Origin of the sequence: Enterobacter sp. MGH 16, from assembly GCF_000493175.1 — a bacterium.
Classification (GTDB): Bacteria; Pseudomonadota; Gammaproteobacteria; order Enterobacterales; family Enterobacteriaceae; genus Enterobacter; species Enterobacter roggenkampii.
Genome location: NZ_KI535695.1, coordinates 1,615,639 through 1,630,799 on the forward strand (window position 1 = coordinate 1,615,639; position 15,161 = coordinate 1,630,799).

Consider the following 15,161-nt stretch of genomic DNA (forward strand, 5'->3'; position numbering starts at 1 on the left):
ATGTGCCACGCACTTCTTCAACGCTTTGGGCACGGGCTGCTGGTGCTGTGGGCCGCCTTTACCCTCTCGTTCGTGTTGCTCCAGGTGCTGCCGGGCGACGCGGTGCTGATTAAATTTCAGAACCCGGACCTGGGCTTAAGCCCGGCGCAAATCGAGGAGATGCGCGTGGCCTATGGCGCGGACAGCCCGCTGTGGCAGCAGTACGGCCACACGCTGCTGGCGATGCTGCGCGGGGATTTCGGCTACTCGTTACAGGCAGGCGTGCCGGTCAGCGAGCTGATTGCCAGCAATCTGCCGGATACCCTGAGCCTCGCCCTGCCCGCCTTTTTACTCGCGGTCCTGCTGGCGTTTGCGCTGGCCTTTGCGTCGCGTCTGCCGGGTCTGCGCTGGCTAAGTAATACCCTCCAGTCGCTGCCGGTCCTGTTTATTTCCTTACCGACGTTCTGGCTGGGGATTGCCCTCATCCAGCTCTTTTCTTTCCAGCTGCGGCTGATCCCGGTGATTAACCCGACGCCGCTGCAGGGGCTGATCCTGCCGATCGTGACCGTCGCGATCCCGATCTGCGCCCCGCTGGCGCAAATCCTGATGCGCAGCCTGGACCAGGTGGCGACGCAGCCGTTTGTCGCCGTGGCCCGCGCCAAAGGGCTGAGTGAAACCGCCGTCCTGTGGCGTCACTTCACCGGCAACGCCCTGCTGCCGGTACTCAATATTGCCGGGCTGCTGCTGGGCGAGCTGATTGCCGGAGCGCTAATCACCGAAACCGTTTTTGGCCGCAGCGGGCTCGGGCAGCTGACCCAGCAGGCGGTAAATAACCAGGACATCGCCGTGCTTCAGGCGGTGGTGATGATTTCCGCCCTCGGCTTTGTGCTGATCAATCTGCTGGTGGACCTGCTGATGCCGCTGCTGGATCCCCGTCTGCAAACCGTTACCGGAGGTGCATCATGAGCCTGGTCGATTACGCTGCTGCGGCGCGAAAACGCGTTCCCGGCTGGCAGGGCGTCGCGTGGCAGCCGGGACTGTGGCTGGCGTGGGCGGTGATTATTCTCGCGGTTTTTGCCGCCGTGGCGCCCGGCCTGTTAACCCACTACAGCCCGATTGAGGGCATCGCCGGAGCGCAACGTCTGGCGCCGCAGGCGGGCCACTGGCTCGGCACCGATCAGCTTGGCCGCGATGTTTACACCCGTATTGTGTACGGTGCGTCCCACTCCCTGAGCGCGGCGCTCGCTGCCGTCACGATGGGGCTGGTGGTGGGCACCGGTCTCGGGGTGATCGCCGGGGCGTTCGCGGGACGCGTCGAGTCTTTCCTGATGCGTTTTGTCGACGTGCTGTTGTCCATTCCGTCTCTGCTGCTCTCGCTGACGGTCATTATTCTGCTCGGGTTTGGCACCGTTAACGCCGCCATTGCCGTCGGCGTGGCCTCCATTGCCAGCTTCGCCCGCCTCGCGCGCGGTGAAGTGGTGCGCATCCGCCATACGGATTATGTCGAGGCGGCGTTTGGCAGCGGCGGGACGTTCCTGGCGGTGCTGTGGCGACACATCCTGCCCAATGCCTTAACCGCCGTCCTTGCCTTTGCCACGCTGCAGTTTGGTCAGGCCATTCTGGCCCTCTCCACGCTGAGCTTTCTCGGCTACGGCACCCCGCCGCCCGTACCGGAATGGGGCTTATTGATCGCCGAAGGGCGTAACTATCTCTCTACCGCCTGGTGGTTAACCACCTTCCCCGGCGTGGTCGTCATCGCCGTCGTGCTTGCCACCAACCGTATCAGCCAACAGTTCAGCGGAGGCCTGAAATGACCGTACTCTCGGTAGAAAACCTGACCATCAGCTACCGTACCGCGCGCCGGTGGCGCGAGGTGGTGCATAACGTCAGCTTCGCCCTTCGGCGGGGGGAAATGCTGGCCTTTGTCGGCGAATCCGGTTCCGGCAAAACGACCACGGCGCAGGCGATCATCGGTCTGCTGGCGGATAACGCCCGTCGGGATGCGGGGAAAATCGTGCTCAACGGCGAGGAGATTAGCCGGTGGTCAGCGAAGCGTCTCGATACCCTTCGCGGCGCGCGAATCAGCCTGGTTCCGCAGGATCCGGGTAATTCACTCAATCCGGTAAAGACGATCGGCGCGCAGGTCGGGGAAATTATTCAGCTGCACCAGAAGGTGACTCACGCCCAACGCGACGAGCAGGTGCTCGCCCTGCTGAAAAAGGTCGGCCTGAGCCACCCCGAACAGCGCATGACGCAGTATCCGCATCACCTCTCCGGCGGGATGAAACAGCGCGTGCTGATTGCCATCGCCATTGCCCTGAGCCCGGACGTCATCATTGCCGATGAGCCCACCAGCGCGCTGGACGTGACGGTGCAAAAACGCATTCTCGACCTGCTGGATATCCTGCGCCGGGAATCGGGCACCGCCGTTCTGTTTGTCACCCACGATCTGGCCCTGGCCGCCCAGCGCGCGGACAGGCTGCTGGTGTTTCGCAACGGCGAGGTTCAGGAGCACGGCGACACCGCCGATATCGTCCGCACGCCGCAGCACGCCTACACCCGTCAGCTGCTGAGCGATCTTCAGGGCCAGCGCCTGACCATCGCCCCGGTAGCCGGTCTCCCGCTCGCGTCACCGGCCATTCGCGCCCGCGCCATCAGCAAACGGTTCTCGCTGGGTAAAGGTCATCAGCTGCAGGCGCTGGATCGGGTGACGTTTGACGTCAGGCGCGGCAGCACGCACGCGCTGGTCGGTGAATCCGGCTCCGGGAAAACTACCCTCGCCCGTATTTTGCTGGGTTTTGAACAGGCGGACAGCGGACAGGTCATTATTGATGACATTGATGCCACCGACCTCAGCCGCGAGGCCCGCCGTCAGCTGCGCCAGAAGATCCAGTTTGTTTACCAGAACCCGTTCGCCTCTCTCGACCCGCGTCAGACGCTGTTCGAGATCATCGAAGAGCCCCTGAAGAACTTTTCTCGCCTCGCCAAGGCGGAGCGAAAGGTACGGGTGGAAACCGTGGCGCAGCGGGTTGCCCTGCCCGTCGAACTCCTGACCCGCACCGCAAGGGAGCTTTCAGGCGGACAGCGCCAGCGCGTAGCCATCGCCCGGGCGCTGATCCTGGAACCGACCATTCTGGTGCTGGACGAAGCCACCTCCGCGCTGGACGTCACCGTCCAGGCGCAAATTCTGGCACTGCTTCAGCAGCTGCAGCAGCAGCTGGGATTAACCTACCTGTTCATCACGCACGATCTCTCTACCGTTCGCCGGATCGCCCACAGCGTCACGGTGCTGCGCAGCGGTCAGGTGGTCGAACACGGTGACGTCGAGACCTTATTCACGTCACCACAGAACGACTATACCCGCGAGCTGATTGCCGCCATTCCCCATTTTTCACCCGCTAAGGAGGAGTTCGCATGACGCGAAAACGCCTGGGATTTTTCACCCGCCTGCTTGACGACGCCACGCCGAAAGAGCGCTATCGACTGGCTACAGAACAGATCCGCCACGCTGAACGCCACGGTTTTGACAGCGCCTGGATTGCGCAGCACCACTTCCATGAGAATGAAGGCGGCCTGCCATCGCCGCTGTTGTTTCTGGCCCACGTTGCGGCGCATACCGAAACCATTCGGCTGGGCACGGCCATCATCACCCTTCCGATGGAAAACCCGCTGCGCGTGGCGGAAGATGCGGCGGTGCTGGATTTACTCGCCGATGGACGTCTCGAAGTCGGCTTTGGTTCGGGCGGCACGCCGACCTCTTTCCTGCCGTTCGGACTGACGTTTGAACAGCGCGGCGCGGCCTTTGCCGACCATTTACATGTGATCCAGAGCGCCTGGCGCGGGGATTCGCTTACCCATCCGGATAACCACCTCTACCCGCCAGCGCCACAGCTGGCTGACAGGATCTGGATTGCCACCTTTTCCGTCGACGGCGCCGTTCGCGCCGCGCGGGCCGGACACGGTTTGATGCTCTCCCGCACGCAGCCGCGTCCGGCAGACCAGTTGGATCTCACGCTCGACGCGATCCAGAACCCGATTGTGGATGCCTACCTTGAGGCTCTGCCTGCCGGTATCGCACCGCGTATTCTGGCCTCCCGTACGGCATTCGTCGCCGACAGCGATGACTATGCGCTGAAGGTTGCGACGCCGGGTCTCACCAGACAGGCCCAGCAGCATCGCGCTGCCGGACACGCGGTTAAAGGTGACACCGTCACCGATTTTCGTCGCCAGTTCGACGCCCACATCGGTTCGCCCGAGACGGTGCTGCGTTCGCTGCAGGCCGATTCCGTTCTCCGGCGCGCCACGGACATCTCATTCCAGGTCCATTCGGTCGAGCCCACCCATCGAGACACGCTGCGCTCCATCGAACTGATCGCCGAACATATTGCCCCCCACATCCTTTGAGGAGACACCTATGTCATTAAGTCACGACATTCTCGCCGAGCTGGCGGAAATCAAACCCGGTTCCCCTCTGGCAGAGGCGCGCGCCACGCGGGACGCCGCCACGCGCCACGCCCAGGGCAGCTACGAAATCTTATTTACCCAGCAGGATAGCGATTTTGCGCTGGACGAGCGCTTCGCCGTCGCGGCAAAAGTTGCCAGGTGGCACAACGCGGAGGCGCTGGCCGCGCACTATGCGGGATTTGGCCTGGCAGACCCGACCTCAGACCGTCTGACCCCGGCGCTGAATTTCGCGCGCCTGCTGACCTTCTCCCCCGTCGAAGCCACGCCGACATCGTTAAGGGCGCTGACCCAGGCGGGTTGGAGCAAGGAAGGCATCGTGACGCTGGCGCAGCTTATCGCCTTTGTCAGCTTCCAGAGCCGACTGATTGCCGGGCTGCGGCTGCTGAACGACAGGCCCGTCGCCACAAGCGATGCGCCGGTGGCGGCGGGCGTCTGGCACACGACCGCCACCACGGCCACCGGAAAGGCGGCTCCCGTCGCCTTCACCCAGCAGGAGCTGGGCTGGGAGCCGTGGATCGCCGCCAAACCGCTGGCGGATTTTCGTGATGACGAGGTTGCGATCCTGGCGAAGTTTGGCCACACCGATTCCGACTATTTCCGCCTGCTGGGGCGCAACCTGCCGGTGCTTGAACAGCGCACGCTAACGGATAAAGGGATTTTTTATACGCCGGGGGGGTTGCCGCGCGCCGAGCGCGAGCTGGCGGCAACGGTCGCCAGTAAAATCAACGGCTGCATTTACTGCGCATCTGTCCATGCGCGGAAAGCCAGCCAGCTGTCTAAGGATGACGCGGCGGTAGAGGCCCTGCTGGCCGTGCGTCCGGGACAGTCCCTGAGCGAGGGGCAGTCTGCGCGCTGGCAGGCGGAGATTAATTTTGCGGCAGCGCTGTCGGTTACGCCGCCGGCCGCCACGCCGCTGCACCTTGCCGCGCTGGAAAAAGAGGGGCTGGACACCTTAGCCCAGCTTGATCTGGTGCAGTCCGCCGCGTTCTTCGCCTGGGCCAACCGCCTGATGCTGACCCTGGGCGAGCCCTGGCTTGCCTGACTTCCATCAGGCTAGCGCGCGAGCGTTAGCCTGAGCCTGCCTGGCCCGCAGGTAACCGTAGATCAGTAATGCACTCATGGCCGAGAACGAGAGTAACGCCGCAGGCAGCGTGACGTAGCGCCAGCTAAAGCCGAGGGTAATCATCATCCCGCCAAAGTACGCCCCGATCGCACTGCCGAGATTAAACGCCATCTGCCCTCCGGCCGCCCCCAGCATCTCGCCGCCCTTCGCATTTTGCAGAAGCAAAATTTGCAGCGGTGCAGAGAGCGCGAACAGCCCGGCGCAGCAGATAAAGCCCATCACCAGCGAGGCCGTTTTCAGTTCGCCCAGGGCGAAAAGCAGCAGCAGCGAGGCGACAATCACCATGTCGGTAGTCGCCGCAATGCGCAGCGGGCTAAAGCGCCCCGAGAGCTTGCCGCTCAACAGATTGCCCAACACCATGCCAAGGCCCATCAGCATCATGATGATCGTCATCATGCCTTCGGAAAAGCCAGAAACGTTGACCATAAACGGCTTAACGAAGCTGAACCACGCGAACACACCGGCGTTACCAAACATGGTGGCGGCAAAAATCAGCCAGGGCTCCGGTTTCTTCAGGAACTGGAACTGCTCGGTCAGTTTAATTTCTGATTTATCATGAATGTCCGGCACCCAGATCAGCACCGAGAGGATCACCAGCGCATCGAACAGGGCTATCAGGAAAAAGGTATAACGCCAGCTGAACTGGTGCCCCAGCCAGGTGCCGAGCGGCACACCCACCAGGTTGGCGACGGTCATTCCGGCGATCATCCCGGCCACCGCGACCGTCACCTTCCCCGGCGGCGCAATTTTAGACAGAATAATCGCCCCGACGCCGAAAATCGCGCCGTGCGGGAAACCAGAAATCAGCCGCCCCAGCGCCAGCCAGAAATAAGACGTAGAAAACGTAAACAGGGCGTTGCCAACAGCGCACATCGCCACCAGAAACAGCAGCGTGGTTTTTAACGAGAACTTGCCGGAGAAGAGCGCCACAATCGGGGCGCCAATCACCACGCCGAAGGCATAAAACGAGATCATATTCCCGGCGGAGGGAATCGAAATACCGGTGTCATGCGCCAGCTCGGTTAACACGCCCATGATGCCAAATTCAGCCATGCCCAGGCCAAATGTGCCAAGCGCCAACGAAAATATTGTCTTTTTCATACCTCAACCACGGGTTAATCACTCGCAGCGGGCATTATTGAATAATCTTGTATGGTGAGCCAGTTCAAATCAGATGGCTGACAGGTTAATCCATTAATTCAGGTGGATTACACTTCATAGTGCGGCCTCGCTTTTTCCACGCCGGACAACCTGAGGATGACAATCATGGGAAGCAAAAAGAAAACCCCTGTCGCTGTTGATGTCGTATCGAATGCACCGCTTAAGACCAAAGAGTATGAAAAAGAGCTCCGCCGCCTGCACGTCGAACTGGTTAAGCTCCAGCAGTGGGTCGTCGCCAAAGGGTTAAAAGTGTGTATTGTTTTTGAAGGACGCGATGGTGCTGGCAAAGGCGGCACCATTAAAGCGATCACCGAGCGCGTCAGCCCGCGCGTGTTTCGCGTTGTTGCGCTCCCTGCCCCAACGGAAAAAGAAAAAAGCCAGCTCTACTTCCAGCGCTATGTGCCCCACCTGCCTTCGGCGGGTGAAATCGTGATCTTCGATCGCAGCTGGTATAACCGCGCGGGCGTGGAACGAGTGATGGGGTTCTGCACGGAAGAACAGGCGGAGAAATTTTTAGGCGGCGCGCCGGTCATGGAAAAAGCGATGGTCGATGCCGGGATTATCCTGCTGAAGTACTGGCTGGAGGTGACGCCGAAAGAGCAGGAGCGCCGCCTGCGCGACCGTATTAACGATGGGCGTAAGATCTGGAAGCTGTCGCCGATGGATATTAAATCCTTTAACCTCTGGGATGAGTATACCCTTGCGCGCGACGCCATGTTTGAAGCCACCGATACCGCCTGGGCGCCGTGGTTTGTGGCGCGTTCAGAGGATAAAAAACGCGTGCGCCTGAATATTATTTCGCATCTGCTTTCGCAGATCCCGTATAAAGAAATTCACGTCGACAAGGTGGATTTACCGAAGCGCAAAATCGGCAAGGTCAAACCCACGAAATACCCGTTCCGGTATGTGGAAGAGCGGTTCTGATTTGAAGAGTAGGCCCGCGCAAGCGCAGCGCCGCCGGGCAAAGCCGACGGCGCAGGTTTTACTTCATCCCTTCCGTACTTTCCTGTTTTGCTTCCAGTCGCTCCACGTCACGATACCAGCGCGGGTGGTGTTTCTGCGCCCAGCGGCGGCTCACCTTCCCTTCAATCATGCCTTTAATCGATCCTTTCACCCAGAACGCCATATACATATGGATCAGGATGGCGTGAATCAGAATGATGGCCGACGTCGCGTGGATCAGCAGCGCGTAGCGAATCACCTGTATCGGGAAGTAGTGTGCAAAATACGGACGCCAGATCATCACCCCGGTCACCAGCAGCACAAAAATCATGCTCATGATGGTCCAGAACATCATCTTCTGCCCGGCGTTGTATTTCCCCACCTTCGCGACTTTGTGCTCGTTACCCTTCAGGACTTCAACGATCCCTTTCACCCACGGGATATCCTGCTTGTCGGGAATATTGTGATGGACGAAGCGCACGAACATAAACATCAGCACCACGAAAATCAGCACGCCGAAGAACGGGTGCAGAATGCGCCCCATCTGCGGCGTACCGAAGGTTTCGGTCAGCCACTGCAGCGTCGGGAAGAAGAACGAAATTCCCGATACCGCCACCAGGAAGAAGCAGATCACTACCGTCCAGTGACAGGCGCGATCGACAAATTTGGTGCGCACTATCATTTTCGACTTACTCATGATGCTCCTCCTCGTCGTCATCCACCTCTTTGTTTGGCCCGATACCGATGTAGTGATAAATCAGCCCGGCAAAGGTAGCGATAAAGCCCGCCGCGGAGAGCGGCTTGAGCGCCCCTTTCCACAGGTTGATGGAGGTATCGATCGCCGGATCCTTCGGCAGATTGTGGTACAGCTCCGGCTGGTCGCTATGGTGCAGCACATACATGACGTGCGTGCCGCCCACGCCCTGCGGGTTGTAAATGCCCGCTTTGTCGTAGCCCCGCGCTTTGAGCTTATCGACGCGTTCCTGCGCCACCTCCAGCATCTCTTTTTTGGTGCCGAAGTGAATGGCGCCGGTTGGACAGGTCTTCACGCAGGCAGGCTCCTGCCCGACGCTGACGCGGTCCACGCACAGGGTGCATTTGTATACCCGGTTATCCTCTTTATTGAGGCGCGGGATATTAAACGGACAGCCCGCGATGCAGTACCCGCAGCCGATGCAGTTGTCCTGCTGGAAATCGACGATCCCGTTGGCGTACTGGATAATTGCCCCGGCAGACGGGCACGCCTTCAGGCAGCCCGGATCTTCACAGTGCATGCAGCCGTCTTTGCGGATGAGCCACTCCAGTTTGCCGTTCTGGTCGGTTTCGCTAAAGCGCATCACCGTCCAGGATTTGGCACTCAGATCCGCCGGATTGTCGTACACCCCAACGCAGTGCCCCACCTCGTCGCGAATATCGTTCCACTCCGAACAGGCCACCTGACAGGCCTTACAGCCCACGCAGGAGGAGACGTCGATAAGCTTGGCGACCTCTGCCTTGTAGTCCCGCGCGCGGGGCGCGGGCGTTATGGGGTTGGTCGCGGAGCGTTTAATAATGTCTTGTGTTTCCATCGCCATTTAATCGCTCCTTACGCTTTCTCGATGTTGACCAGAAACGCTTTATACTCCGGCGTTTGCGAGTTGGAATCGCCGACGTTTGGCGTCAGGGTGTTGGCGATGTAACCTTTTTGCGCAACGCCCTCAAAGCCCCAGTGCAGCGGGATACCGACAGTTTCTACCTGCTGGCCGTGCACGTTCAGACTTTGCAAACGACGGGTGACCACCGCCACCGCGCGAATAAAGCCGCGCTTGCTGCTCACCTTCACGCGGTCGCCGTTGGCAATGCCCTTCGCTTTTGCCAGCGTTTCGCTTATCTCCACAAACTGTTCCGGCTGCGCGATGGCGTTAAGCCGCGCGTGCTTGGTCCAGGTATGGAAATGCTCGGTCAGGCGGTAGGTCGTCCCTACGTACGGGAACTTGTCCTTTTTGCCCAGGCGCAGCACGTCGTCTTCGTAGATCCGCACCACCGGGCTGGAGACCACGTTCGGGTGCAGCGGGTTGGTGCCGAGCGGCGTTTCCATCGGCTCGTAGTGTTCCGGGAACGGTCCTTCCGCCAGCTTGTTGAGGGCAAACAGGCGCCCCAGCCCTTCCGGCTGCATGATAAACGGCCCGGTGTTGCTGCCCGGCGCGGCGGTGCTGTAGTCCGGGATGTCGTTCCCCGTCCATTTCGCCCCGTTCCACTGGATCAGCATGCGCTTCGGATCCCACGGCTTGCCGTTGATATCCGCCGACGCGCGGTTGTAGAGCACGCGACGGTTCAGCGGCCATGCCCAAGCCCAGCCCAGCGTGTTGCCCAGGCCTGACGGGTCAGCGTTGTCGCGGTTGGCCATCTGGTTACCCTGCTCCGTCCAGCTGCCGGTGTAGATCCAGCAGGATGATGCCGTGGTACCGTCGTCACGCAGCAGCGCGAAGCTGTTCAGCAGCTGGCCTTTCTTCGCCACCAGGTTGCCGTTGGCGTCGTAGAGATCCGCCAGCGCCACGCCGTTGTTCTCTTTCGCGACCTCTTCGGATTCAGGACGATCCGGCTGCTTGTAGTGCCAGCTCATCTTCAGCAGCGGCTCAGCGCCTTTGCCGCCTTCAGTGCGGTACATTTCGCGCAGGCGGTGGTAAATCCCGGCCAGGATCTCGCCGTCGTTTCGCGCTTCGCCCGGGGCGTCCTGGCCTTTCCAGTGCCACTGCAGCCAGCGGCCAGAGTTGGCAATGGAGCCGTCCTCTTCCGCAAAGCAGGTGGACGGCAGGCGGAACACTTCGGTCTGAATCGAGGCCGGATCGACATCGTTCGATTCCCCGTGGTTCTGCCAGAAGGTGGAGGTCTCGGTCACCAGCGGATCGATAACCACCATGTACTTCAGCTTGCTCAGGCTGCGAACGACTTTGTTTTTGTCCGGGAAGGAGGCCACCGGGTTGAAGCCCTGGCAGATATACCCCGTGACGTCGCCCTTATCCATCATGTTGAAATACTTGATGACGTCATAAGCCTGATCCCACTTCGGCAGCCACTCAAAGCCCCAGTCGTTCTCTTTCTGCGCCGCATCGCCGTAGAAGGATTTCATCAGGCTGACGTAGAACTTCGGATAGTTGCTCCAGTAGTTCACCTGATCCGGCAGCGTCGCTTTTGGCGTGTTCGCCGCCAGATAGCTTTGCAAATCCGTCTGTTTTTCAGACGGCAGCGTCAGGTAGCCCGGCAGGCTGGTGGAGAGCAGGCCGAGATCGGTCAGGCCCTGAATGTTTGAGTGGCCGCGCAGCGCGTTCACGCCGCCCCCCGCCATGCCCATGTTGCCGAGCAGCAGCTGGATCATCGCCATGGTACGGATGTTCTGCGCGCCCACGGTGTGCTGCGTCCAGCCCAGCGCGTACAGGAACGTGGTGGTTCTGTCGGCGGCGCTGGTGGAAGCCAGCACTTCACACACCTTCAGGAAGTCCGCTTTCGGCGTGCCGCAGATGTTCTCCACGACGTCCGGCGTATAGCGGGAGACGTGCTGCTTCAGCAGGTTCCACACGCAGCGCGGATGCGTGAGCGTTTCATCGCGCATCGCATAGCCGTTTTCATCGAACTGATAGTTCCAGGACGTTTTATCGTACTGGCGTTTTTCGGCGTCATAGCCGCTAAACAGCCCGTCTTCGAAGGCAAAATCATCCCGCACCAGCAGGTTCGCGTTGGTGTAGTGCTTAACGTAGTCCGCGTTAATTTTGTTGTTTTCGATCAGGTACAGCAGCACGCCGGACAGGAACGTAATGTCCGTACCGGAGCGGATCGGCGCATAGATATCGGCCACCGATGCTGTACGCGTAAAGCGCGGATCGACGACGATAAGCGTCGCATCGTTGTTGTTTTTCGCTTCCATCGCCCAGCGGAACCCCACCGGATGGGCTTCAGCGGCGTTACCGCCCATCACCACCACGACGTTCGCGTTTTTGATATCAACCCAGTGGTTGGTCATCGCACCGCGACCAAATGTTGGAGCAAGACTTGCTACCGTTGGTCCGTGTCAGACGCGCGCCTGGTTGTCTACCGCCAGCATGCCGAGCGAGCGCACAAATTTTTGCGTCAGCATGCCGGTTTCATTACTGGCTGCCGAGGCGCATAGCATGCCGGTGGAAAGCCAGCGGTTGACCGTCACGCCCTGCGCATTCTTTTCAATAAAGTTGGCGTCGCGGTCGGCTTTCATCAATTTCGCAATACGGGAGAAGGCCTCATCCCAGGAGATACGCTGCCATTTGTCTGAGCCCGGCGCGCGGTATTCGGGGTAGCGCAGGCGGTTTTCGCTGTGGACGTAGTCCAGCAGCCCCGCCCCTTTCGGGCATAACGCCCCGCGGCTCACCGGATGATCCGGATCCCCTTCAATGTGATAAATCGCTTCTCTGGCGTTCTTCGCGCCATCGCCCAGGCTATACATTAAAAGCCCACAACCCACGGAGCAGTATGTGCAGGTGTTACGGATCTCTTTGGCGCGCAGCAGTTTATAGTTGCGTGCCTGAGCCAGCGCCATTTTGGGAGCAAATCCCAGCATTGCGGCTGTTGTTCCGGCCATACCGCCCGCGCAGATTTTAAAAAATTGTCTGCGGCTGACGTCCATTGCTGTCCTCGTTATCTGAAAAGACTTCGCGCCGCAAACTAACAGCAAAGCCCCTGATTTTTTTGCGTCAAATCAAGGTCATCAGCCTTCCCCCCCTTAATAGTCACCTCCGCAACGTTTCATTACCCCTTTTTGATTAACGGCTTAAGAGAATAATTCACGACAGCGACAGGCGTAATGCGATACATTTTTCCTTTAATTTTTATTGTGATGGCGAGTAATGGACAGAAAGAGAGCAACGCTTATTGGGCTGGCGGCAATACTGTTATGGAGCACCATGGTCGGCCTTATTCGCAGCGTGAGTGAAGGATTGGGCCCTGTTGGCGGTGCCGCGATGATTTACACCCTCAGCGGATTACTGTGTCTGGTGACGGTAGGATTTCCTGATATCCGACGGTTTTCTCCCCGCTATCTTATTGCCGGCAGCGTTTTATTTGTCAGCTACGAAATATGTCTGGCGCTGTCGCTGGGCTATGCCGCAACGCGATCGCAGGCGATTGAAGTGGGCATGGTCAATTACCTTTGGCCGAGCCTGACGATCGTATTTGCGATTTTGTTCAACGGGCAAAAGTCTACCCTGTGGGTGATCCCCGGCTTGCTCATTTCTCTGCTGGGCGTGTGCTGGGTATTGGGCGGCGAAGAAGGATTACACCTTGAGGAAATAACCCGGAATGTCGTTTCCAGCCCTCTGAGCTATGCGCTGGCGTTTGCCGGGGCCTTTATCTGGGCCGCCTATTGCACCGTCACCAGCAAATTTGCGAAAGGGCAAAACGGCATCACCCTGTTTGTTTTGCTGACCGCGCTGAGTCTGTGGGTGAAATATGCCCTGAGCGATCAGCCCGACATGGTGTTCACGCTTCCGGTAGTCGTGAAGCTGGTTATGTGCGGTATCGCGCTTGGGTTTGGTTACGCCGCCTGGAATATTGGCATCCTGCACGGTAACGTCACGGTTCTGGCTGCCGTATCCTATTTTACCCCCGTGCTTTCTGCCGCGCTTGCCGCCGCGGTGCTAAGCTCCCCCCTGTCATTCTCGTTCTGGCAAGGCGCGCTGATGGTCTGCGCCGGGTCGTTGCTCTGCTGGTACGCCACACGAAAATAACGCTGCTCGACTGGCCGGGGGAATTTCAACCCGGCAACATAATTAACATAAATTTAAAATGTGATCAGGCATCAGAATATTTATCATGATAATAGAGCGTCTGTTTAAGTTCGGTTTATATTGAACGCCTTCTGTAAAGCCATCTGAAGCGAGTTGACATAAACTGACAACTTAATGCAATTAGTGAGTGATGAATATTAACGCCCTGGATAGCATGGCGTGCAATAATTCAGCTCTGACAGTTTTATGATAATATGCGGAATAGACGCTGAAAAATTAAAACAACCCATTGTTTTTAAAGAAAAGTAGCAATACCACCCTCATTAAACCCTCGGAAATTGCGAAATTTAACGCGATAAACAAAAACCATCAGAAATTATAGTAAAAGCAATAATCCCACTGACTAAATAGCTATTAATCGTATAAATTCCAACCACATTGTTTGAATGATCGCCTTCTCAGACGATCGAGATCACACTAATTGAAATTATCTCTAATATTTTGAAACTTATTATTGAAATAAGACTACGAGATTTTTAAGAATAGCATGCCATTGACGAACAGCCTCGTTTAGAAATCGTTCAAAGTGGTTCAGGAAATACCGAAAAAAATTATAAGGAACATTTAAGATGAAACTTAAATTAGTTGCAGTGGCAGTCACTTCCATGCTGGCAGCAGGCGTTGTTAACGCTGCCGAAATTTACAACAAAGACGGTAACAAGCTGGATCTGTACGGTAAAGTGACAGGTCTGCACTATTTCTCTGATGATGCTGGCGCAGATGGCGATAAAACCTACATGCGTATCGGCTTCAAGGGTGAAACCCAGGTTAACGATCAGCTGTCCGGTTACGGCCAGTGGGAATACCAGATTCAGGGCAACAAGGACGAAGGCGACAACCAGTCCTGGACTCGTGTGGCGTTTGCAGGTCTGAAGTTCGCGGAAGCAGGTTCATTCGATTACGGTCGTAACTACGGCGTGATTTACGACGTGACCTCCTGGACCGACGTTCTGCCAGAATTCGGCGGTGACACCTACGGTGCCGACAACTTCATGCAGTCTCGTGCTAACGGCGTGGCAACCTACCGTAACCAGGACTTCTTCGGTCTGGTTGACGGCCTGAACTTTGCTCTGCAGTATCAGGGTAAAAACGGCAGCGTAAGTGGTGAAAACACCAGCGGTCGCAGCCTGCTGAACCAGAACGGTGACGGCTATGGCGCATCCCTGACTTACGATCTGGGCGAAGGCTTCAGCGTAGGTGGTGCAATGTCCTCCTCCCGTCGTACCGCTGACCAGAATGCGGCTGGCGTATACGGTGAAGGCGACCGCGCAGAAGTATACAGCGGTGGTGTGAAATACGACGCGAACAACATTTACCTCGCGGCGCAATACTCTCAGACCTACAATGCAACCCGTTTCGGTACCTCTAACAACAAGCGTACCGACATTTACGGCTTTGCAAATAAGGCGCAAAACTTCGAAGTTGTGGCCCAGTATCAGTTCGACTTTGGCCTGCGTCCGTCTATCGCTTACCTGCAGTCTAAAGGCAAAGACATCGAAAACTTCGGCGACCAGGATCTGGTGAAATACATCGATGTTGGCACGACCTATTATTTTAACAAAAACATGTCCACCTACGTGGATTACAAAATCAACCTGCTCGATGACAACACGTTCACTCGCCAGGCAGGCATCGGTACCGACAACATCGTAGCGCTGGGTCTGACCTACCAGTTCTAAATCTTGTCTCTCCAAAAGCCA

General features: G+C 58.0%; 12 protein-coding genes. 8 read left to right on the forward strand and 4 right to left on the reverse strand.

Features of this window, described 5'->3' with window-relative positions:
* From L362_RS15030 to L362_RS15010, 5 genes are read left to right on the forward strand one after another with little or no spacing between them, the layout of a single operon-like run.
* Entirely contained in the window at positions 1–945 is a 945-nt protein-coding gene (locus tag L362_RS15030) for an ABC transporter permease (RefSeq protein ID WP_023344201.1), read from the forward strand.
* The gene (locus L362_RS15025; protein WP_023344202.1) at positions 942–1,793 is read left to right on the forward strand and encodes an ABC transporter permease; all 852 of its coding nucleotides are present in this window, start codon (positions 942–944) and stop codon (positions 1,791–1,793) included. The genes L362_RS15030 and L362_RS15025 overlap by 4 nt, the downstream gene beginning before the upstream one ends.
* On the forward strand, positions 1,790–3,397 hold the full coding sequence (locus tag L362_RS15020; RefSeq protein WP_023344203.1) for a dipeptide ABC transporter ATP-binding protein: 1,608 nt from the start codon (positions 1,790–1,792) through the stop codon (positions 3,395–3,397). Before L362_RS15025 ends, L362_RS15020 begins: the two co-directional genes overlap by 4 nt.
* On the forward strand, positions 3,394–4,383 hold the full coding sequence (locus L362_RS15015; protein WP_023344204.1) for a putative FMN-dependent luciferase-like monooxygenase: 990 nt from the start codon (positions 3,394–3,396) through the stop codon (positions 4,381–4,383). Before L362_RS15020 ends, L362_RS15015 begins: the two co-directional genes overlap by 4 nt.
* Positions 4,384–4,393: 10 nt before the next feature.
* On the forward strand, positions 4,394–5,485 hold the full coding sequence (locus L362_RS15010) for an alkylhydroperoxidase domain protein (protein WP_023327543.1): 1,092 nt from the start codon (positions 4,394–4,396) through the stop codon (positions 5,483–5,485).
* Positions 5,486–5,491: 6 nt separating this feature from the next.
* Here L362_RS15010 and araJ read toward each other — a convergent pair whose 3' ends face one another.
* Positions 5,492–6,667, reverse strand: coding sequence for an MFS transporter AraJ (gene araJ / locus L362_RS15005; protein WP_023344205.1), 1,176 nt, complete (start codon positions 6,665–6,667; stop codon positions 5,492–5,494).
* Between the two features lie 165 nt (positions 6,668–6,832).
* Between araJ and ppk2 the strand changes: the two genes are divergently transcribed.
* On the forward strand, positions 6,833–7,651 hold the full coding sequence (gene ppk2, locus L362_RS15000; protein ID WP_023344206.1) for a polyphosphate kinase 2: 819 nt from the start codon (positions 6,833–6,835) through the stop codon (positions 7,649–7,651).
* A 58-nt stretch (positions 7,652–7,709) separates the two neighbouring features.
* Here the strand turns inward: ppk2 and fdnI are convergent, their stop codons facing one another.
* From fdnI to fdnG, 3 genes are read right to left on the reverse strand one after another with little or no spacing between them, the layout of a single operon-like run.
* On the reverse strand, positions 7,710–8,366 hold the full coding sequence (gene fdnI / locus L362_RS14995; protein ID WP_008501728.1) for a formate dehydrogenase-N subunit gamma: 657 nt from the start codon (positions 8,364–8,366) through the stop codon (positions 7,710–7,712).
* On the reverse strand, positions 8,359–9,243 hold the full coding sequence (gene fdxH, locus L362_RS14990) for a formate dehydrogenase subunit beta (RefSeq protein WP_023344207.1): 885 nt from the start codon (positions 9,241–9,243) through the stop codon (positions 8,359–8,361). Before fdxH ends, fdnI begins: the two co-directional genes overlap by 8 nt.
* 11 nt (positions 9,244–9,254) lie before the next feature.
* Positions 9,255–12,302 carry a formate dehydrogenase-N subunit alpha gene (gene fdnG / locus L362_RS14985; protein WP_155249604.1) on the reverse strand — a complete coding sequence of 1,016 codons (3,048 nt, stop codon included), beginning with the start codon at positions 12,300–12,302 and terminating at the stop codon, positions 9,255–9,257.
* 220 nt (positions 12,303–12,522) lie between these two features.
* Between fdnG and yddG the strand changes: the two genes are divergently transcribed.
* Together yddG and L362_RS14970 are read left to right on the forward strand one after the other, a co-directional pair.
* On the forward strand, positions 12,523–13,401 hold the full coding sequence (yddG, locus tag L362_RS14975) for an aromatic amino acid DMT transporter YddG (RefSeq protein WP_023292335.1): 879 nt from the start codon (positions 12,523–12,525) through the stop codon (positions 13,399–13,401).
* Between the two features lie 629 nt (positions 13,402–14,030).
* Positions 14,031–15,140: a porin OmpC gene (locus L362_RS14970; RefSeq protein WP_023344209.1), complete on the forward strand. Its 1,110-nt coding sequence runs from the start codon at positions 14,031–14,033 to the stop codon at positions 15,138–15,140.
* Positions 15,141–15,161: the final 21 nt, after the last annotated feature.